This window comes from Spirosoma pollinicola (assembly GCF_002831565.1).
GTDB classification, from domain to species: Bacteria; Bacteroidota; Bacteroidia; order Cytophagales; family Spirosomataceae; genus Spirosoma; species Spirosoma pollinicola.
In genome coordinates, this window is record NZ_CP025096.1 from 7,873,343 (window position 1) to 7,892,448 (window position 19,106).

A 19,106-nucleotide genomic window follows, 5' to 3' on the forward strand; every position below is an offset into this window, starting at 1 on the left:
CTCAGATAATCCGCTGCCCGTTGGTGAAGAGGGTACAATCTGGCCAAGTCGGTTTTATGCTGAGTTGTATTTACAGAAAGACCTCCAAGAGTTTCAAGTCTGGCAAAAGGAGCAGAGTCGGTTGAAAGAGCAACAGCAGACACAGCTCCGAATCCAAAAGGGGCAGGCCCGTTAGGAAGCTTCGGACGAGTTTTATCGTAGGCATCCTATTCCGTTCGCTTTCTCGATCGAAATAAAAGAGGCCTTGAGCGGATTAAGTGCCAGCAGTTGGGGCGATGGCCAGAAACGCAATACAGTTTATCACATCTATACCCAGGAAGAAGTAAGATTAGGTCGTTTGTACCGGCCAAAAGGCGAATTTTTGTGTAGTCCTGTTAAAAGCCGTTCAGGAGCCAATTGGAGTGATTCACTGGGTAAAGACAGCCACCGCCTAGACGCTGACGGCATTAAACAAGTACCAACCTGTAAACGCTGTCTGGATATTCTTAAGCGCTTCTCAAAAACTAGTGAGTAATTCATACTACTTTATGAATTCAGATACAGACCAACCAGACCCCAGCATGGAGCCTATACATGTTGCCTGCGAAAAAATGATTTACGACCTATACCTACAAAATCAGCCTGGTTTGGTTGCATCCATTGATCAGTTAATCCGGATGGGACACAGTCCAACCCATATTGCTAATCGTGTTAAATCGATAATTCCGGTAATTAGCCAGGTGGATAATCACGTATTTTTAATAGCTATGTATTTACTCAGACGTCAACTTTCCAGAAACTAAACCTTGGCTGGTGTCAAAAATTTTTGATACCAGCCAAGCGGATTCGTCAGCCAGGTAAGGAGCGAGATTTATTCACTACACAAAACACTACACACCACTAAATGTATACTAAACACAAGGGATTAAGGGGAAAAGAGTGTTTTAGAAGATTTATTTAACCCCTAAAATCGCTTGCAATGGCTATATGATCGTCGTAAATTAGCTAATAATCAAACAGTTAGCAAATTTATGAACGCCTACTTAATTGATCCCACAACCCGTACCATTTCACCAGTCGAAACGGACTTTTCGCTACCAAGCATTTATAATTTGCTCGGTTGCAGCCTGATTAGCAGTGCGGCAGGACAAACGAATGGTGATGTGCTGTTCGTCGATGATAATGTGTCAGATGATGAGCATGAAGCGTTCCGGTTTGGTACCTGGGAAATATACTCGAAAGCTCTGGTGGTTGGTACTGACCGCTCCGGCGAAACGGTCAGCCCAAAAAATCCGATTGAGTTGTATGAAACTCAGATCGATTGGTTAGGAGCAAAAATGTTTGAACCCAACGTTGCGTTCTTATCTTTTCCGGAAAGTGCACGCCTAGAACGTGATGCAGAAGACCGCATGGCTACCAGTTTACAGGAGAATCTTGATTGGTGGGATGCTTTCCTGAAACGAAATAAAATTGATTAAAAATAGCCCCTAACCTCTATGGTTAGGGGTCACCTAAAAAGTAGCTAAACCCATTCAAAAAGTGTCATGCAAACAACAGGAAAACCTTTAGATTTAACAGCCCTGTTAACTGGGAACACAGTTCAGGCGCAGTAGCGACGATCAGCCAGGACACAGCATCAACGTTCGAGTTTTTTACAAAAGAGGGTACTATCCCATCTACGGGCTATGGTCAGATCGAGTGGACCTTCACGGACGATTCACAGCAGCCCCGCATTGAACACATCGGTATCTGGTGGACCAACGATAATCTTGATGATTACGACGGGGTATTTGAGTTGCCTAAACAGGCTATCGAATTTATCCAGAGTTTTGGCCTGCAAGTTGGACCGGATTTTACCCGTTAATTCTTATTTTTGATTGTATTATGAACTCGGTACAGGAAGCCAGGCGCTATATGGACAATGCCCGCGAACTCTAACGGGAGAAAGCCGGGAGACAAAATGGTCAATATCACGATCGTAAATACGTCCGTATGGCGGGTAACACGGCTTACAATGGTATTCTTGTCGCACTGGATAGCCTTTTAGAAGAAAAGAAAAAAGGCCGTAAAGATCCGGGCCCGCAGCGGCGTACCGTGCCGGGCGGTGACGTGGTATAAATCGCAGTTGGCTAAACTGGATAAACGGCTGTTAGATATTTTTGTACTGGCTTATGATACGCTTCATTTAGCGTTAGGGTACGATGGTAATTTAGACGCAGATGTAGCGCAGGCGGGCTTAAAAAGGGCTGACACGATTATCAATTGGGTCGAACAGCGAACGACTACCGTTTAAGTAGAAATCCATTCAGCTTCTACTAAAGACTGAATGGATCTGGATCACTACACGAATGCTACTTAGACACTAAACTTCACTACTTCAGTATGCCAGGAGATTCACGGGCAAAAATGAATTGACCGATCTGGCGTATATCATTAATCGTAATTCCCGAAACATCGTTGATATAAGGTATGTATCGATCAGCGTAGGGTGAAGCCGTTCCATACACGTAACCAATATTAATTCGAAACCGAAAATCCGTTTTCGTTGGATACGCCAACCGTTCAACCATCACACGTACGTTGCCAGGAGCCGAAAATTTGTCCTGAAGGTACCAGACGCCATAGATATACCCAGCCGCATTGTTGCTGTTACCCGAAAAATTGGCGTATGAGAAACTTCCTAAAGGAGTCTTCTGAAACGTAGGTCCGGTACCACTCCCATCAATGTATAATTTAAGCGAATCAGTACCGCTTGGCTCAATAAGGAGTTTATAATTACCCGTAATTGCTTTAGGGTCGGGCGTGAATGCATAATCCTGGCCCTCAATGGTTGGTACATGATTACCTGCCCATTTAATGTAAACAGCCGGAAATTCACCAGACAAATAAACTTTAGGATCGGATGAATTGACTAATACAGTCTCCGAGGTTACGGGATCCTCCCCTCCCCCTTTTTTACAACTTAAGTTAACTGCAATCAGAGTCAGGAAAAGAATAAGTCGGTACGATTTCATGATGCATTTTTCCAGTTGAATGTACAACAGCCCTAAAATTGATATCCAAATGCTTTAGTTACTATAACCTCTGACAAAACACTTATCAAACGGAGCAGTCAGAAGCCCTGTTTAGCGGCTTGACTTGACAAAAACCAAGTCGGTCCCACTCAAATCAGGCTACAAACATACCCAGTCCACCCAGATGAATTTTTGGTGGATAAAAAAAGATGAAGGGGAAGAAGCCGTTTTCTTATATATGATTTCAATTTTTAACTTGCGAAAATTATTCGTATATTAGAGTCACAAACAGGGATGAACGCAAAAGCGTTTTTCGGGCAATTGCTGTACATAAAACATCAGAAAGTAGCTGCCTTGAGCCATCAACATGTGTAATTAAGCAACATCGGACATGAAAGCTACCAGTATCACCCATGAGCAGCTCGAAGCAACCCGGCAGGCGGGTGATTTTAAATTAGTGGCGGTTGCCGGCTCGGGCAAAACTACCACCCTCATCGAGTACGCTGCCTCCAGGCCTGTGCTGAGTTCGGGTCGTTCACCCCGAATCCTCTACCTGGCTTTTAACCGTACCGTACGCCTGGAAGCACAAGCTCGTTTCGCCCGGCGTGGTCTAACAAACGTTACAGTACATACGGCTCACTCATTGGCCTATAGCTATGTGATCGTCCGGCAGAGGTATGTGCTGAGCGCCGGGGGCGACTACTCGATTCAGGACATTGCAGTTCAGCTTGGCTTCACGCAACGAACTATGCTGGCTGGCTGTATGATGGCCAGCCACGTCAAAAAGCTGTTCAGTTACTTCTGCAACTCAAAAGCAGTAACCGTCGAGCAGCTGGACTACCTGGCTATTATTGACCCGGCTGATGCGAAAAGTCGCCGGTTTGCCCGGCAAAACAAGGAAAAGATCTACCGGTATGCGCAGCAGCTCTACACGCAGATGGATACCAACAAATTGCCTTGTACGCATGACTTTTATCTGAAGAAGTTTCAGTTTGTAGCTCCTCCTTTGCCCTACGACTATATCCTCTTTGATGAGGGGCAGGATGCTTCGGAAACGATGCTGGAAGTGTTTATGCAGCAACCGGCAACGAAACTGATTGTCGGCGATCCTCACCAGCAAATCTACGGGTTTCGACATGCTGTAAACTCCCTGGACAAGTTCGATGCGCCAACGCTGTACCTGAGTCAGAGTTTTCGTTTTGGAGACGAGGTTGCTCAACTGGCGAACTACGTACTGGGCTGGAAAAGCAGTTTCGATACGGGCCAGCTCACTACGATTAAAGGAGTAGGAAAGCATCAGCCACCAGTTGCGCCCATACACGCGACGATCGGCCGTACGAACGTAGCGGTTCTGGCCAAGGCCATTGATATGCTATGTATTGAAGAGCAGATTGGGTCCTTATACTTCGAAGGGCGGTTCGAAACCTACACCTACATGGACAGTGGCGGATCGCTTATGGATATCTATTACCTGTATCAGGATAGACTGGATCGGGTCCGCAGTCCATTAATTAAAACCATGGGCCATGTTGGTGAACTGAAGCATTACGTTGATCAGACCGGCGAGGCCTCTATGCGCCTGGCGCTCGAAATTGTTGAGACGTACCAGGACGCCTTACCTGAATATATTGAGCAGATCCGGCAGGCCCATGTCGACGATTCCATGCGACACGTGGCCGACCAGATTTTTTCGACCGTTCACCGATGCAAGGGGATGGAATACGACGGAGTGACGTTGTGCGATGACTTTATTGAAAAGAAGGGAGTGTCCGAAAAACTGGCGGATAAACAGAATCCGGCCAATCTGCAGGCGTTGCACGAAGAAATAAACATGCTATATGTAGCCTTAACCCGCAGTCGTCAGCAAGTAAGAATCCCGGATACGTTACGGGCCAGTTTTAGTTTCGATCGAGCGGCGCTGGCGCCTATTCCAGCTGAGAACCGCACTCAGCAGCGCAGTGAATCCGCACTTACAGGCCAAGGTGAAACGGCAAGTGGACAAGTTACCAAACTCCGGGCTACAGTCTGAATGGATTAATCCGTTGTGTTATGACAGAATCTTCGAAGAAAAAAAACGCCGGTCGCCCTGAGAAACCCGTTGAGCAGCGGCTTATCCACAAAGTTACTGTAGCCTTCACCCAGCAGGAATTTGCCGATTTGAAGTGGACAGCAGAAAATCAGCCGGCACGGGGCTCCAAACCTTCTCCAAAAACCGACAAAGCGACAGCGCATTACATACGCACGTTGGTTCTGCCCGAAGTTGAAACATTTGTTCGGACACACCGGCCTGTACTTCCCGGCGACGACTCAGACGTTCTATAAGGACCAGTCCGGTACTGATAGGGGACTTTGAGAAGAGCATCCGTACCGGTGCCCGCGTTTAGGGCTCAAAAAACGCTTTTTTTCAAAATATCTTATTTGATATTAGATTTACGAAAATAGAAGCTCGGTCTTGTTGATTTAAATAACCTTAGGGCATTCAATTAGGACAATCCAGTTGGGAATTTTTACTTTTAAGGTACAAACGGTTTAAGATATGAAAAAGCAAATCGTGGTTGCGGTAGCCAACAACAAAGGTGGCACGGGAAAGACAACAATAACGCTTAACCTGGCAGCTGGTCTACAACGACTGGGGAATAAGGTATTGATGGTTGATCTGGATGCCCAGGCTAACTTGACGAGCGCGGTGGGTTTTAAAAACCTCAAACGTCACGTGGGTCAGTTGTTGATCGATGAGATGGAATGGGATGAAGTTATCCTCAAGGGAAAGGTAGAGTCTACGGATGAGGCCGAAAGCTGGACGCAGTTAGATTTATTACCGGCCGCCCGGACAATGGTTTCTCATGAATCAGCCCTCAACGCGAGTGGTGCCATGCTGGAGCTCCGTTCTCATCTGGAGGGAAAAGACTACGATTACGTATTGATCGACTGTCCGCCTAGCCTGGCTGCTTTTACAACCAACGCTCTGGCGGCGGCCGATTACTACCTGGTGCCTATGCAGGGTGAGAATTTTGCGTATATCGGCCTGGATGAAATGCTGAAGTATGTAACCAAGCTGAAGCGCAATATGCGGCTCGATATCAAACTGGCTGGTATTGTCAAAAATAAATTTAATTTGACGACCACCTTCGCCCGCCAGATCGAGGAAGCGCTGGCTAATCAGAATGTGCCCGTTTTTAAAACGGCGATCCGCCAGTTCGTTGGACTCATGGAATGTACCGTTGTTCACAAGAGTATATTCGATTATGCGCCTAAGTCGAACGGTGCCGCTGATTTCAGCGCATTAGTCAACGAATTGATTCAGGCCACTCAACTGCAGCAGGAAGGTACTGCTGTCAAACCTCTGTAAACGGTAGTCGACCATGGAAGCCAAAAAAGACAGAAAGAAAAATTTCGCCAACTTCATCACCAATCTGCATGAAGAGGATACGACTGAGGTCGAAACGTTAGAACCGGGCACGCAGGTACTTTCACTTCGATCGGAGCTGGAGGATACGGTACCGGAGCTTTCACCGCTTGAGGAACACGAACAGACGACCAGGCAGGAATTAGAGGCCATCATCCAGGAGGGGTTAGATACGTATCTTACCGTCGGCACCGCGCTGTACCAGATTCGAGACGCAAAATTATACAGGAGCACTCACCTTTCCTTAAAAGCGTACCTGGCTGAACGCTTCGAAATAGGCCGGCAACGGGCCTACCAACTGATGGAAGCGGCACAGGTTGTCAATGCGTTAATGGCAGAGGTGCAAAACACTGATGATGACACGAATGTGGCCATTGTCATGCCTAAAAAAGAATCGCACGCCAGCGCACTGGCTGATGTACCTAAAGAACAACGGAAGCGGGTTTGGGACGAGGTTAAAAAGGACGAGGAGCGTACTGGGAAGGCAATTACAGCGAAAAAAATAAGTGAGAAGGCTGAGGCCATAACCGGTGTCCCACGTAACAGTAAACCGCCCAAAGATCAGAAACCACGCGGGGAGAAGGAAGCCGCCGAGGAGTTTCTGACCGATCAGGCCAGCTTAACAGCGGCCGCTATGGGGCAACCCCGGGAGAAGAATAAGGTACCTGATGCTACCTGGCTACCCTCAGAGAAGCCAACAGAAGAAGTCAATGAGTTGAAAATCGTTGACTTTTCCGGGGGAGAATTGGATGAGACTTCAGTAGATTCAAATACGACGGTAGGAGAGAAGTCATCAGAAACGAATGACCATTTGGAGAGGCTACGTAAAGCTTTCCTGAATGCACAGCCGGCAGATCTGGTAATAAAAATAAGTGCTCGTCTTCTGCAAGACGAACAGGTTGTTGAAGATTGGCAAGTATTGCGGCAGGATAAACAAATCACTGACGAAAATGGCTTCGCTTCATTAACGCTGCAGGAAGCTTTAAGACTTGGTATCCTGAATGATTACCTGTCTCAATTGTCCTAAAATGAATTGGCTATTATCACATCAGGCAGCACGAGCTTCGTGCTGCCTTTTTTTATACTTACGATCAACAGATCAAATCTGCCAAATCACTTCACACTTTCCAGACACAACACTATTTTATTAAAAGGAAGTAGCCATTAGTGAGGTGCTTAACGCACCGGGAAGAAGGGGAAGGGGGGTGGATTATAGTAGTTATAGTGCTGGTTTTCAGCTTGTTATATGTTTATTTATGTGCTATTTTTAGGTAGATAAACAAACAAAAATAGCCAATGAAAACCATCTCAACATTTGCATCTGCCCTGCTGATGCTCACCCTGTCAACCTCGTTTGGGCAAACTCCCAAGCCCACGTCCACCACGCCAAAAGCCGTTACCGCCCTTACTGGTAAACCGGCATCGAGCCCGAAAGCGGTGTCCACTACCGCCCCCGTCGTCACCAAAACCAGTTCGACGACCGCAGCATCCAGTACGCCCAAAGCCAGCACCACCCCTACGACGTTTACCCCGGTTCAATCGACAGGCCCCAACCTTTCATTGAAAAATCTGATCACCCAGGCGTTACAAGACGACAGCACTCGAACGGCAAAAAAAGCGGGTACTATTGGGGTTGGTCTTACGTATTATCTGAACGGGAGTTTACTGGCCGGTGCTATGGTTCGACGGCGTGCGGCCTACTTCACAGCGGGAGTTGGCTTATACGCCAATAAAACCAGCAGCTTTACACCTGTTAACGACGTACTGTTCTATGGGGGTGGTGGCTTGATTACAAGCCGTCAGGTAAGTATTGGCGGCTATTTGTCCATGACGATGGTATCAAGTCCAGCTTATACATCGACGCCGACCGGCTACGAAGCGGTAACGCATAAAACGCCCACCTTTGGTTTAGGAGTATCCGCTGGGTATCAACTCAATCATGTGCTGATTTCTGCCAACATCCATAACCAGTTTGGGCTGGGTCTGGGCGCTACCTATTTCTTCTAATTAACCGGGTCAGGATATACCCTGACCCGATTCTCACCTATAAACGCAATACAATGATTGAGACAATGCTTGCTGTGTACGTTCTGATAATGCACGTATTTACAAAAATTGGAAAGTACATACTTTCACCCCTGGCGCATATAATCGCCTTTACAACGGCTCTCATGATGATTTTAACAGCTATCGGATTCTGGTACGGATTTCGGTTGTTAGTCTGGTTCGCCAAACAGGTTTACAAAGCGTTCAGCAGAAAGCCATCTGTACCATCACCCGAATTAAGGGCCAGTACAGAATAGGCAAATGGGACTATGTTCTATCTGGATCATAGTCCCATTTCAAGCGTCTGCTTCACTACACGGGCCGAGCCACGGTTCAGCTTCCTGCGGTCGCCAACCGCCACTCGACCTTATAATAGCCCACTCTCAAACCCTTCCACTCATCATGACTGGCCTGGTTACACCATTCCGATCATGATTCGATTCAGGATTAGAGAGCCGTCTCTACCAAACCTGACGACAATACACAGGACTACACCTATTCGCGTTTAAGCCGCTTGCGCGGGAGATAAAGGGGAAAGTGGTGGGTTAATTCATTGTATTACAGTTGGTTATGTTTGAAAGTAGCCTATTTTGGACGTATCTTTAGACTATAATTAACCGGCAAAAAGGCATGTGGCAGGCTGATACAGTACTCCAGGTTTTAAAAGGAAAAACGCATTCCCGTTTCTTTCTGGCAACGGACGACTGTAGCGGCTGGCAACTGCCTAATAGAGTTAGAAACAGTAAGGTTGAGGACGAAATCAAGAAAATTCAGGCTGAATATGGATATGGCTACATCATCCATAAAACCTTGCCTTCCAAGCCGAAATCACGACGACAAAGATCATGAAGAATCTATCGGACCACCGAGCGGCTGAATTTAAACGGGCCATCGGGCAAGCCAAACGTCAGGGTATTCTTATCAAGACATCGGTTTTTAGTGATAATCATCCGGGCCCGCAGCGGCGGACCGTGCCGGGCGGTTGCGCTACGGTATGGTGCTTACGCACCCATTCACCGAATTCAAACCAATGCGTTTTCACTGATGCGGGAGTCTGAAAGCTGGGTTCAATTTGGCAGAGCAGATCAGTGGACGTTTTGCTCTGCACAGGAAGTGCAACGGCTTTTGCCAGGTGGTTACATTAAAATAGAATTTTCCCGACCGGTTGAAATGGGTAATCAATCAGAAATGGGAAAACGAATGGCTATTCTGCTTTGTACAAATGTTCCAGTAATGAATAGATTGCTCTAATTCTTTATCTTCACTAACCCTAAATCGTATGAAAAAGATACCTGATTCTCGTTGGCTATTTTACGGATTGAGACTCATGTTAGCCGTCATCTTTCCCCCTTTTTATTTTTTACTGCGCAGACGTTGGAAGGTAGCTATTATTCTTACTATTCTAATGATTGCGCTGGCTAATTGGCATCGATACATCATTGTATTTGCGGTTATACTAGCTTTTGTCGGCGAGATCGTTCAAATTATAACCGACTTAAAGTATGGGGTAGGGCAGGAGGATACTCAACCCACCACCGCCTTGCCCCGTAAACCACTTAAATGACCCTGTGTCTTACTCAAACGACTTTTCACAGCGTGGCGTCACCAGTTGAGTAGAAACTATAGGAACTGGATGGTGTCAAAAATTTTTGACACGTTTAGGCTTCGTTCTACATTTGAGTCAGCGTCAATAACTACTGCAAAAATTGTGCTCTTATGACCGGCACGGAAGTTAAACGGCATGAATACTACCGCAACGTTACTTACTATCGCTCTAACGGGCTTATTGCTGATGTATCTGATTCAAAGCCGAGGTCACTACTCTCGATTTACACGGACCCTGATGGATGTACTCGCAGCGATTACGCTGAGCAGTGGTCTAGTGGTCTTGTTACGTCTGCTGTTCGGAGACTAATTATTTATTAGGTTTATCTCAATCCTATAATCATCACCTTCTTGGAGTCCTGTATGCTATGATTTCAACTCAGAATGGCGAAGCTTTTGGCTCGACCGAACATGGTGTATGGTATGAACGTATTTGTTTGCTGGACGGTAAAACCTACCGGCATGAATTGCCCCTTACGCTGGAATCCTTTCAGCAAAGTTATGAACGTATGCGTAGTGGAGTTGTCATTCAGGATGCTTTTCCAACACTGGCACCACAGGATCGGGACGGGGTCGCCCGAGCGATTTATTCTGTCCGGTATTACACCTCAGCGGTGGGATAAAATGTTTCCACCATTACCGGCCCTGGACGAAACCGTAATTAGCCAGATCCTGCAAGAGCTGAAGCCGGTAATCGTGGATTTATTTGGCAATGACTCCAGCAAGCCGTTTAATCTGGAAGGGTTGACCATCGAAGCCTTACTTGATTACCCGAGAATTGATGATTCACTACGAAGCCAGGCACTGGGTTGGGTAAGAGCCTGGGTTGAAAGAGAAGGATTTCTTAATCCGTCAATGAATTCTGCTTCATAAGCAGGAAACTGCTTTCTACGTTGGCTGGCAATCCTGACGTCAGGATTGTCAGCCATTCGAGTTGATGACCCGCACCGGCTGACTTATATGGATGCGTTTTGGCTACTACACTACACGATTACAACACTTATTTTATTCTGGGAAAAAGGGGAAAGGCGTTTAGTTAACTTCCTGTCTTTCAGCTAGTTGACTTCAAAAAGGGGGCCGTTTTGCGTATCTTTATATAGTTGATACGAGGGCGGCACCGACCTGTAATTTCGGGTAATACAATGAACAAGACGACCAAATTTCCCCAGCAACCGAAAACCGACATTTATCAGGTAATCACGAATCAGATTATTGCCGAACTTGAAAAAGGCAAACTACCATGGCGGAAGCGGTGGGGGGTACTGCCAAACGGGAAAGCCGAAGTAGCCCGTAACTACCTGACCAAACAACCATATACTGGTATCAACAGCGTGCTTCTAGGTTGCCGCTCGGTGGAACGTCCTTACTTTCTAACCTTCAAGCAGGCAGCTCAACTAGGGGGTAGCATCCGCAAAGGGGCCAAAGGCATACCTATCGTTTATTGAAATGTAATCGAAAAAGAAAAGGAGACAACGAACCGGAAGGGGGAAACGAAGACCAAAGCTGTCGGTATACCGTTGTTAAAGCCTTATTATGTTTTCCACGTATCAGACGTTGAAGGCATCGCCATCGAGCTACCAACGTTGTTACCAGTTCAGGAACCAGCGAAGGAGCTCGTTATAGACCAGTGTGAAGCCGTTCTTGCCAGTTACAAAAACGGGCCAGTCCTTGTGCATAATAACCCCAAACGGGCCTGTTACAGTCCGTTATATGATCGGGTGAACATGCCAACTCTACCAGCTTTCGACTGCCCCGAAGCCTATTATTGGACCTTATTTCACGAACTCGTTCATTCTACGGGTCATCGTGATCGGCTGAACCGCGATGAACTGGTTCATTCGGATCGATTCGGGGGAGAAAAATATGCAAAGGAAGAATTAACGGCTGAAATGGGCGCTTGTTTTCTGGCGCTCAGTAGTGGGATTGACATTACTGATAACCGATTGATTACAAATGCTGTTTCGTATCTGCAAAGCTGGTTAGGGGCTTTGAAAAATGACAAGACGCTGATCGTACGTGCAGCTGGTCAGGCTCAGAAAGCGGTTAATTTTATAACAGGCCACTCTATTACCGAGCCAGAACCATTAGCGGCATACGCAGCCTAAAACGATTCCAGAATAACAATGATACATAAAGTAGTTTCCAAGCTACTTTATGTATCAACTACACTTAACTCAACCCATGACCAGAACGGTTTATATTCAGGCGTTAGATCAATTTCCCATTGACAAGCCAGGCGTTGACGCACTATTAGGCTTCAAACAGATGGGCGTAGCAACAAAATTTTACGAAACTATTGACCAGGTACCTCTGCATCCGAGTGTGTTGGTAGTCGGGTTTGCCGATGATGTAAGATATTGGCTTATGGCAATGGGTATACCTATGCCTGGTTCAATAACCTTACCTAAGCAACTTCATTACTATGCAGGAAGAGCAATCCAGCAGACAACACTGGAGCAGGCGTTGATCCAGACGGAATACCCCTATTTTATAAAACCAACGCTGCATAAACTATTTGAAGCCCGTATAATTGAACAGACTTCCGATTTGATAGACATCGTTAATACAGTCCCGTTAAGCATCGAAGCTTTGACATCCATACCGGTGACGTTTACGTCTGAATACCGGGGGTTTATCATTGAAGGAAAATTGGTGGGTCTAAAGCACTATAAAGGCAATTTATGCCTTTTCCCGAGCTGCGAGATTATTAACCGGGCGATCCGCGATTTTACCGAACAACCATTGGCGTTCAGTATTGATTTTGGTCTGGATTCACTAGGTAGAACCTTACTCGTCGAGTGCAATGATTTCTGGAGCCTTGATAGTTTTGGGCTTGATCCCAAGCTGTACGCTGAAGGATTATTACTTCGGTGGAATGAAATCCTTAAGGGGGCCGCATAGCTCTTAAACAGGCACCAATCTGCCTGACTCGCAAACAACACTATACATCACATTAACGAGAAAGGGGAAGATAGGATTTGTTAACTTCTTAAATAACAGATAGTTATAGTAGGGAAGCGGATAAAAAAACGCTATCTTCAATTAGAATCTAACGCTAAGACGGGATGACAAATCAACTGAACAGGTCAGTGTAAGGCAAAGAAAATACTTGCTGCCAGGCAACTCAGTTTGCCCAGCAGGTTGCCGGCATGACGAATGAACAAATTACTGCTTATTTAAGGGGGAAGCCAGTGAACTACGTAGATAATACCGTACTGGACCACAGTGGAGAGTACTTTGACCCCGTAAAATTTTTCTTTACAGATGGGTCTATACTTTTCATTTTTGATTGGAATGAAGAAACGCCGGTTATGAGGGTTTACGAACAACTCCTGACCAATACGCAGTTAATCAGCGCATATAGTGATGAAACCGGTGACTTCGACCATTTCAGTGCTCAACTAATCGACTCCCTACATGATTTAGCCATCAGTGATTTTCCCGGCCAGACGCTACAGGTTGAGGTAAACCTTACGGTCGAAGGCTTACTGCTTCAATTGTCGACCGATACATTTGTATATAATTATACGCTTGTTGCCGGAGAAGATCGATTTAATCCCGGTCAATTAATCGCAGAGGTCAGCGCTGCTTACCAGTTTAAGAAGCTGTCTAATTCACCACCAAACTTGGTCTGATTACAACTGAATTCTTATCTCAATATGCAACGTATATAGATATGCGTTAGTTGAGTTCAAAAGTACCTGAATCGTTCAGGCGAAGAGCCGCAGTCCGTAAACTTTATCCTATAATGACCCCTGCATCAAAGATACTTCGCAATACAGGCAATTATAATCCTGCTTATCGGGGTGAATTGCGTCAGATAGATGAGCATAGGGCTAATCGGGAAGAAATCATTGGTTTAGCCCTATGCAGTTATGGCCATCTAATTCAAATAATGACCACATTTAGATTAGACTATTTGGGTATGCTTATTTACCAGGCGTACGATCAGCAGAATCCCCGTAACTCGTTAGTAGCAAATATCTGTCTATTGAATGGTGATACTTATTGCCCGTTTCAGCGGCTAGCCAATGGTACATTCCAGCAGCTATTAGTTGAAGGGAGTCAATAATAAGCCTCTTATCCATGTCTCCACGACACTAAACACTCCACGATTTCACTAGTAGGAATGCGTATAAACACGGGATGAAGGGGAAAAGGGTGGGCCAATCAGATTAACATAAGGGGCACAAAGGTTGAGGGTTAAATGAATATTTCGTATATTTATAATGTAGATAATCAGTGAGTTAACTATATTTTTTACATGGCAGAGCTAAAAGAATTAAGCGGAGTTTTACACCCAAATACCCGCAAGAACAAGCCCAATAGCCCAGATTTTATAGGTCAGATTCTGATTGACGGACAAAAATATGAACTAGCTGGCTGGAACACGAAGAAAGTCAACCTAGAGGGTAAGTCATTTGTAAACATACGGGCCAACCGTATTATTTCTACGCATCCCGCCCGTGACCCGTTTCAGGAATAAACGTGTTCGTAATGGTAGCCATCGTCTTTTACTTTCAATTGGTAATCTTATGGATTTTTTTCAACGCCTTGCGGCTCTGAATCTTACAGGTGATTTAAAGCTAGTTATCACCAATACGCCAAACGGACAGCGCGTAACCTTACTTTTAGTCAATGACCTATGCGGGGATGAGGCCCGTAAACAGATTGCTCCACTTAATATAACAGGCACCCCTACTGAACTGGATGCTGGATTCTTCAATATTATTGAAAAGCCGATGCAACAGGCATCGGGATTAATGGTCAATCTGGAAGCCTTTCAAAAGAGTCTGGAAAAAACGCAACAGCAATCGGCAAAGGAAAAGCTCGAAGAATCAACTAAGAAAAAAGCAAAAGAGGAGTTGAATAAAGCCTACGACGCGGCCATGAAGAAAGTAGAGGAACTGGAAAAAGAAAAAAGATACCGGGAAGCCTACGCCAAAACGCCTGACCCTGAACAGCACCCCGATCAGGCCGAATCCATTCGTAAAAAACGTGCCGAATTACTGGCAAATTTCTCACAGCCAGGATTGTTCGATGCAATACCTGTCCAGTCAGCCAGTCAGCCCTCTACTGAGGAGAATACGTCAGGCGTAGAAACGTCAACAAACGCAACAATTGAATCTGTGACCGCTTAAATTATTTGCTTATGTTACTTGCAACCCAACTCAAACGTGTCTTTCTGATGGAAGAAAAAGGGCAAACCGTTGAATTATCTGACCCCGACCCCACGCTTAGTCCACAGGCAGTTTTAAACCATTATTCCAACCTATACGCAATTCTGACAACCGCTAAAATCAGTCCCGCTGACATCAGGGATGATGCGGTTCAGTACAGATTTGAATCAGTCATGGGAACTAAAGGTTAGAAAAATGATGGGTAAATCCGCTCGAAAGATACCGTCCATTAAACTCAATGAACCAAAATGGTTGCTCGCCCGAAATCTAATCGACTACATGAACACGCTCGATCAGATGCCCGACGCAAGACAGGCCATAACGGGGCAACAACGGTGTGCGCCCCTCAGCCTACTGCCGATGGTTTTTTAAACCATTGCTTTGCCCCCGTTTATCCTCTAACCGAAGAGCTTTTCGACCAGCAGGGAGTAGAAACCGATTTTTTTAAATCGGTTTCTTACCTGTCTGACCTCTACAATCTGGGCCTTGACGTGCATCAGTTGGAATGGGGGCATAATTACCCGTTTAATATTCAGCACAGTTATCAACTCGTTGTCGAGAAGCTGAAAGCTATTCGGGAGGACGTAGACGTGTTGATACTATCCAACGAGACAACCAAAGGGACTTTAGCGACCGTCCAGCAGTACGATACCGATTACTATTCGTATTTCGTTCCGGTTAAACCCCTTTGGCAGCTTCAAAAATCGGGTAATAATAAACCATTGACGCACCTGCTTGAATCTATTTACGCGTACCTGATGCACATTAGCGGATTGCCATTTCTATCGGACCAGAGTTCTTATGTGTTTTATCAATGCGACATGATGCTGGAAAGTCGTGCTGAGTGGACTGGCCGGGAGGAGCGTAAAGAATACACCGCCTTTAAAAAAATAGTGAAGCAGTCTCGTCGGGGGAGCCGGATAATTCGCAACCGAATCAACCAGACTACCCACTTGAAAAACTTCCACAGGCGTTTTTCTGGGTTCCAGCCTGAGTCAGAAGCCGAAGCTGAATTAAAAGCCGTTGCCAGTACATTTCTCAATTTGTACACCCGGTTTCCAAACCGTTCCATCTGGGATAGTTACCACATTGGTCTGATGACTCCTGACGAGGAATACCGGATTCATCCCGATCAGTTTATTTCGTTCATCTGGGATTTTGACGATGGGATTTACGATGATCTTGTGCAGTCGCTAGATGCTGATTTTAATGGGGGGGGCTATGTTGAATTACCCCAAACAGTACAGATGTTCGACCAGCCACAACCCGTTCAGACGCTAAATCTGGAATTCGAAGAAACCTTCTTTACGACAGTGGGTAATTTGATTTCAGTTCAACATAAACTAAGCTCGGATGCAAAATATAACTGAACAGTTTGAACAGGGCTATTATCCCGTTAAAGCCTTATTGCTGTACCGCTCGAAGTTGGAAACACGTTCGTTTTATTTGGAAGCTTTCGACATCGAGAAGAAAACGGGTAAGCCCATAAATGCCCATCCGTTGGCCGAGAACAAGCTTACTATGTTGTCGAAAGCACTACTCACTAAAGAGAAAAAGCAACAGGATTATCTGATGCCCAAAGGATTATTACCGGCTAATTTACTTAGCTTGAATACGCAGTCCGGTGTTGTATTATGGTACACACCCGCGCAGGAGCAATCTTTGTTTTTTAAAGACTCTCTGACCATTCCATGCGGCAAAGCCCAGGTACCGGCCCTGGTCTGGAAAGCCTCAAAGTGCGAACTACAGCTTTTCGCCTTATCAGACGACGGAAAACCTGACATAAAAACCCCGCTTTATTACGCTCCTTTTTTTAATACGGCTAAATCAGGAAATGTATGTATGGGTACTGTACAGGTAGGAATAACCGAATCAAGTTCGTTGGAGGAATTTATAGGGGCTTGGGAAACGGCTTTTTTTAACAGTTATTTTTCTCACTTGAATGACCAGCATCAACCCGTAAAAGGCAATATTATCCAGCTTTGGCAGTCACTGATGGATTCAGGAAAACCGTTTCCAATAGGGTTATTAACCACAAGTTCATTAACCATCCAGCAGCTATTGTAGTATGGAAACTAAAAAACCACTAATGCATTTTACCGCCGGATATTTAATTAATCCGACCAATCCGGTAACCGTAAATCTGCTGGGCGCGGGCGGGACAGGTTCCCAAATGCTGATGGCACTCGCTAAGATGAATTATGCCCTTAAGCAGTTAGAGCATCCCGGTTTTCAGGTAAATCTTTGGGATGGTGATACGGTGAGTAAAGCAAATTTAGGTCGTCAGCTATTTGCGGAGGTAGAACTAGGTTTTAACAAAGCGGTAGCCTTAGTGAATCGTACTAACCGATTTTTCGGAACGAACTGGAAAGCCGTACCGGAACCCTACTGCATCAACAGTCTGAGAAAAGAATATAATGCACTGGCATCAGCTAACGTATTTATCAGTTGCGTAGACACGGTATCATCGAGAATGGAGTTAGCCAATATTTTACGTCAAATTATTGAAAAACGGGAACACCATCAGGATAGACCCTACTACTGGATGGATTTTGGCAACGGCAGACATACCGGACAAGTAATTCTCTCAACAGTGGGTAAATTGCCACAACCTACCTCAAAAAAGTATCGTACCGTTGAACAGCTACCCTTTGTAACGGATGAGTTTAAAACCTTGCTGGAACAGGCAGATACCTCGGATGATACGCCATCCTGTTCGCTGGCGGAAGCCTTATCCAAACAGGAGTTATTCATTAATCCGACATTAGCCAATATTGGTAGTTCCCTGCTGTGGTCGCTGTTACGAAATGGCATGACTGAACACAGGGGGGTGTTTCTGAACCTGCACGAGTTTCGCACCCAGCCACTAAAACTGAACTAACGTTTAACGAGCTTTTGGACTGGCTGTTTAGCCAGTCGCTAACTACCTCACAACACTGAACTGGACTACACTAATTCTACCTGGGAATAAGGGGAAAGATGCTTTTGTAATTCCTTGTAAATTAGCGAGTTGCCTTGTTTTCTGGTTTCAGAATGCCGATCTTTAAGTTAGTAAAGGAAGGCCAAAAGGCTGAGTGACAACCCCAGAATATTTCCCCATGAAACCCGCTGATGCCTACCGAAGACTGATCGAATCTGGACCTTTCGATGATCCCCTGGTGTCCTGGTGCGCCACGCGCTGGCACTGGGTCGCGCGGGAGGGAAAGCAGGTACTTTGCTGCACACCCTGGCGCTCGGTTAGTAAAGACTACCCTGAATTCATAAAGCCGGTTGTTTAAACCCCGTTCTTACCAACCTCAAAATTCTATGACGATGGATGCGCTCGATCCTTTCACGGAAACTATAATTCAGCGCCTGGCTGAAACACTGGTAGCTGCTAGGGAGGCCAGTCAAACACAGCCCTTAACCGATATGTGTTCGGAAGTCTGGTTTATGTATGACCTAATTGGCAATATAGGGTTTAGCATGATGGGTGCCCATCATGTTCAGTTTGATAATGACCAGTTCAACCTCACCTGGAAAATGGGATCGGGTGCTTTAATAGATACCGTTGAGTTCAGCTATAATCCAGGCAAGGACTTATTTAATCTGCGGTTCAGACGGTACGTTATGGGACAGTCGATCATTATCGAGAAAGAAACCGAATTTCTTGGTATCTACGATGACATGGTTATCCCGCTGATTGAAAAACAGACCGGGTCACGCCAGACCGGGTTTTATCTACGTCTGTAAGAAGAAATTTTTGTTTGTATGGGTAGTATTCAACGCCTGTACTATAGGCGTTGAATCTGAGTAAAAGAATCATTGATGTAAGGATATGTCATCAGATTACTGGCTAATAACTTTAGCCAAGTCCTGGATAACTATAGTTTTATA

At 45.5% G+C, this 19,106-nt stretch carries 28 protein-coding genes; 26 read left to right on the forward strand and 2 right to left on the reverse strand.

Features of this window, described 5'->3' with window-relative positions; genetic code table 11:
- The first annotated feature begins 244 nt into the window (after positions 1-244).
- Complete coding sequence (locus CWM47_RS38470; protein ID WP_157816131.1) at positions 245-514, forward strand: hypothetical protein; 270 nt, start codon at positions 245-247, stop codon at positions 512-514.
- A 496-nt stretch (positions 515-1,010) separates the two neighbouring features.
- The gene (locus CWM47_RS33245; RefSeq protein ID WP_100992832.1) at positions 1,011-1,457 is read left to right on the forward strand and encodes a hypothetical protein; all 447 of its coding nucleotides are present in this window, start codon (positions 1,011-1,013) and stop codon (positions 1,455-1,457) included.
- A gap of 239 nt (positions 1,458-1,696) precedes the next feature.
- Here the strand turns inward: CWM47_RS33245 and CWM47_RS39890 are convergent, their stop codons facing one another.
- Complete coding sequence (locus CWM47_RS39890) at positions 1,697-1,819, reverse strand: hypothetical protein (protein ID WP_262511992.1); 123 nt, start codon at positions 1,817-1,819, stop codon at positions 1,697-1,699.
- A 152-nt stretch (positions 1,820-1,971) separates the two neighbouring features.
- Here CWM47_RS39890 and CWM47_RS40100 point away from each other — a divergent pair, with 152 nt between their 5' ends.
- On the forward strand, positions 1,972-2,097 hold the full coding sequence (locus CWM47_RS40100; RefSeq protein ID WP_317046678.1) for a hypothetical protein: 126 nt from the start codon (positions 1,972-1,974) through the stop codon (positions 2,095-2,097).
- A complete protein-coding gene (locus CWM47_RS40105; RefSeq protein ID WP_317046679.1) occupies positions 2,084-2,272 on the forward strand; it encodes a DUF5618 family protein in 189 nt (62 codons plus the stop codon). Before CWM47_RS40100 ends, CWM47_RS40105 begins: the two co-directional genes overlap by 14 nt.
- Positions 2,273-2,351: 79 nt before the next feature.
- Here the strand turns inward: CWM47_RS40105 and CWM47_RS33255 are convergent, their stop codons facing one another.
- Positions 2,352-2,993 (reverse strand): hypothetical protein, encoded by a 642-nt coding sequence (locus CWM47_RS33255; protein ID WP_100992833.1) that lies wholly within the window; start codon positions 2,991-2,993, stop codon positions 2,352-2,354.
- Between the two features lie 391 nt (positions 2,994-3,384).
- Between CWM47_RS33255 and CWM47_RS33260 the strand changes: the two genes are divergently transcribed.
- From CWM47_RS33260 to CWM47_RS33360, 22 genes are all read left to right on the forward strand, one after another.
- On the forward strand, positions 3,385-5,022 hold the full coding sequence (locus tag CWM47_RS33260; RefSeq protein ID WP_100992834.1) for a UvrD-helicase domain-containing protein: 1,638 nt from the start codon (positions 3,385-3,387) through the stop codon (positions 5,020-5,022).
- 20 nt (positions 5,023-5,042) lie between these two features.
- Positions 5,043-5,315, forward strand: a complete 273-nt coding sequence (locus CWM47_RS33265; RefSeq protein ID WP_100992835.1) for a hypothetical protein — start codon at positions 5,043-5,045, stop codon at positions 5,313-5,315.
- A 214-nt stretch (positions 5,316-5,529) separates the two neighbouring features.
- Positions 5,530-6,342, forward strand: coding sequence for a ParA family protein (locus tag CWM47_RS33270; RefSeq protein ID WP_100992836.1), 813 nt, complete (start codon positions 5,530-5,532; stop codon positions 6,340-6,342).
- Between the two features lie 13 nt (positions 6,343-6,355).
- Positions 6,356-7,426, forward strand: a complete 1,071-nt coding sequence (locus CWM47_RS33275; RefSeq protein WP_100992837.1) for a hypothetical protein — start codon at positions 6,356-6,358, stop codon at positions 7,424-7,426.
- A 269-nt stretch (positions 7,427-7,695) separates the two neighbouring features.
- Complete coding sequence (locus tag CWM47_RS33280) at positions 7,696-8,406, forward strand: hypothetical protein (protein ID WP_100992838.1); 711 nt, start codon at positions 7,696-7,698, stop codon at positions 8,404-8,406.
- A 53-nt stretch (positions 8,407-8,459) separates the two neighbouring features.
- Entirely contained in the window at positions 8,460-8,702 is a 243-nt protein-coding gene (locus tag CWM47_RS33285; RefSeq protein WP_018622869.1) for a hypothetical protein, read from the forward strand.
- Positions 8,703-9,724: 1,022 nt separating this feature from the next.
- Positions 9,725-10,009 carry a hypothetical protein gene (locus CWM47_RS33295; protein WP_100992840.1) on the forward strand — a complete coding sequence of 95 codons (285 nt, stop codon included), beginning with the start codon at positions 9,725-9,727 and terminating at the stop codon, positions 10,007-10,009.
- 409 nt (positions 10,010-10,418) lie between these two features.
- Positions 10,419-10,673: a hypothetical protein gene (locus CWM47_RS33300; RefSeq protein ID WP_100992841.1), complete on the forward strand. Its 255-nt coding sequence runs from the start codon at positions 10,419-10,421 to the stop codon at positions 10,671-10,673.
- A 1-nt stretch (position 10,674) separates the two neighbouring features.
- On the forward strand, positions 10,675-10,923 hold the full coding sequence (locus CWM47_RS33305) for a hypothetical protein (protein ID WP_100992842.1): 249 nt from the start codon (positions 10,675-10,677) through the stop codon (positions 10,921-10,923).
- A 269-nt stretch (positions 10,924-11,192) separates the two neighbouring features.
- Positions 11,193-11,495, forward strand: coding sequence for an ArdC-like ssDNA-binding domain-containing protein (locus CWM47_RS39505; RefSeq protein WP_240625589.1), 303 nt, complete (start codon positions 11,193-11,195; stop codon positions 11,493-11,495).
- Positions 11,496-11,567: 72 nt separating this feature from the next.
- A complete protein-coding gene (locus CWM47_RS39510; RefSeq protein WP_240625590.1) occupies positions 11,568-12,155 on the forward strand; it encodes a zincin-like metallopeptidase domain-containing protein in 588 nt (195 codons plus the stop codon).
- A 76-nt stretch (positions 12,156-12,231) separates the two neighbouring features.
- A complete protein-coding gene (locus tag CWM47_RS33315; protein ID WP_157816132.1) occupies positions 12,232-12,951 on the forward strand; it encodes an ATP-grasp domain-containing protein in 720 nt (239 codons plus the stop codon).
- 248 nt (positions 12,952-13,199) lie between these two features.
- Positions 13,200-13,685 (forward strand): hypothetical protein, encoded by a 486-nt coding sequence (locus tag CWM47_RS33320; protein WP_100992844.1) that lies wholly within the window; start codon positions 13,200-13,202, stop codon positions 13,683-13,685.
- Positions 13,686-13,798: 113 nt separating this feature from the next.
- Positions 13,799-14,122: a hypothetical protein gene (locus tag CWM47_RS33325; RefSeq protein ID WP_100992845.1), complete on the forward strand. Its 324-nt coding sequence runs from the start codon at positions 13,799-13,801 to the stop codon at positions 14,120-14,122.
- A 192-nt stretch (positions 14,123-14,314) separates the two neighbouring features.
- On the forward strand, positions 14,315-14,536 hold the full coding sequence (locus tag CWM47_RS33330; protein ID WP_018622878.1) for a hypothetical protein: 222 nt from the start codon (positions 14,315-14,317) through the stop codon (positions 14,534-14,536).
- Between the two features lie 49 nt (positions 14,537-14,585).
- Complete coding sequence (locus CWM47_RS33335; protein ID WP_100992846.1) at positions 14,586-15,191, forward strand: PRTRC system protein E; 606 nt, start codon at positions 14,586-14,588, stop codon at positions 15,189-15,191.
- Between the two features lie 11 nt (positions 15,192-15,202).
- A complete protein-coding gene (locus CWM47_RS33340; protein WP_018622880.1) occupies positions 15,203-15,421 on the forward strand; it encodes a PRTRC system protein C in 219 nt (72 codons plus the stop codon).
- 57 nt (positions 15,422-15,478) lie between these two features.
- On the forward strand, positions 15,479-16,600 hold the full coding sequence (locus tag CWM47_RS33345; protein ID WP_100992847.1) for a hypothetical protein: 1,122 nt from the start codon (positions 15,479-15,481) through the stop codon (positions 16,598-16,600).
- Entirely contained in the window at positions 16,584-17,297 is a 714-nt protein-coding gene (locus tag CWM47_RS33350; RefSeq protein ID WP_100992848.1) for a PRTRC system protein B, read from the forward strand. The genes CWM47_RS33345 and CWM47_RS33350 overlap by 17 nt, the downstream gene beginning before the upstream one ends.
- 1 nt (position 17,298) lies before the next feature.
- On the forward strand, positions 17,299-18,111 hold the full coding sequence (locus CWM47_RS33355; protein ID WP_018622883.1) for a PRTRC system ThiF family protein: 813 nt from the start codon (positions 17,299-17,301) through the stop codon (positions 18,109-18,111).
- Positions 18,112-18,328: 217 nt separating this feature from the next.
- Positions 18,329-18,508: a hypothetical protein gene (locus CWM47_RS38475; RefSeq protein WP_157816133.1), complete on the forward strand. Its 180-nt coding sequence runs from the start codon at positions 18,329-18,331 to the stop codon at positions 18,506-18,508.
- Positions 18,509-18,542: 34 nt separating this feature from the next.
- Positions 18,543-18,962, forward strand: coding sequence for a hypothetical protein (locus CWM47_RS33360; protein WP_157816134.1), 420 nt, complete (start codon positions 18,543-18,545; stop codon positions 18,960-18,962).
- Positions 18,963-19,106: the final 144 nt, after the last annotated feature.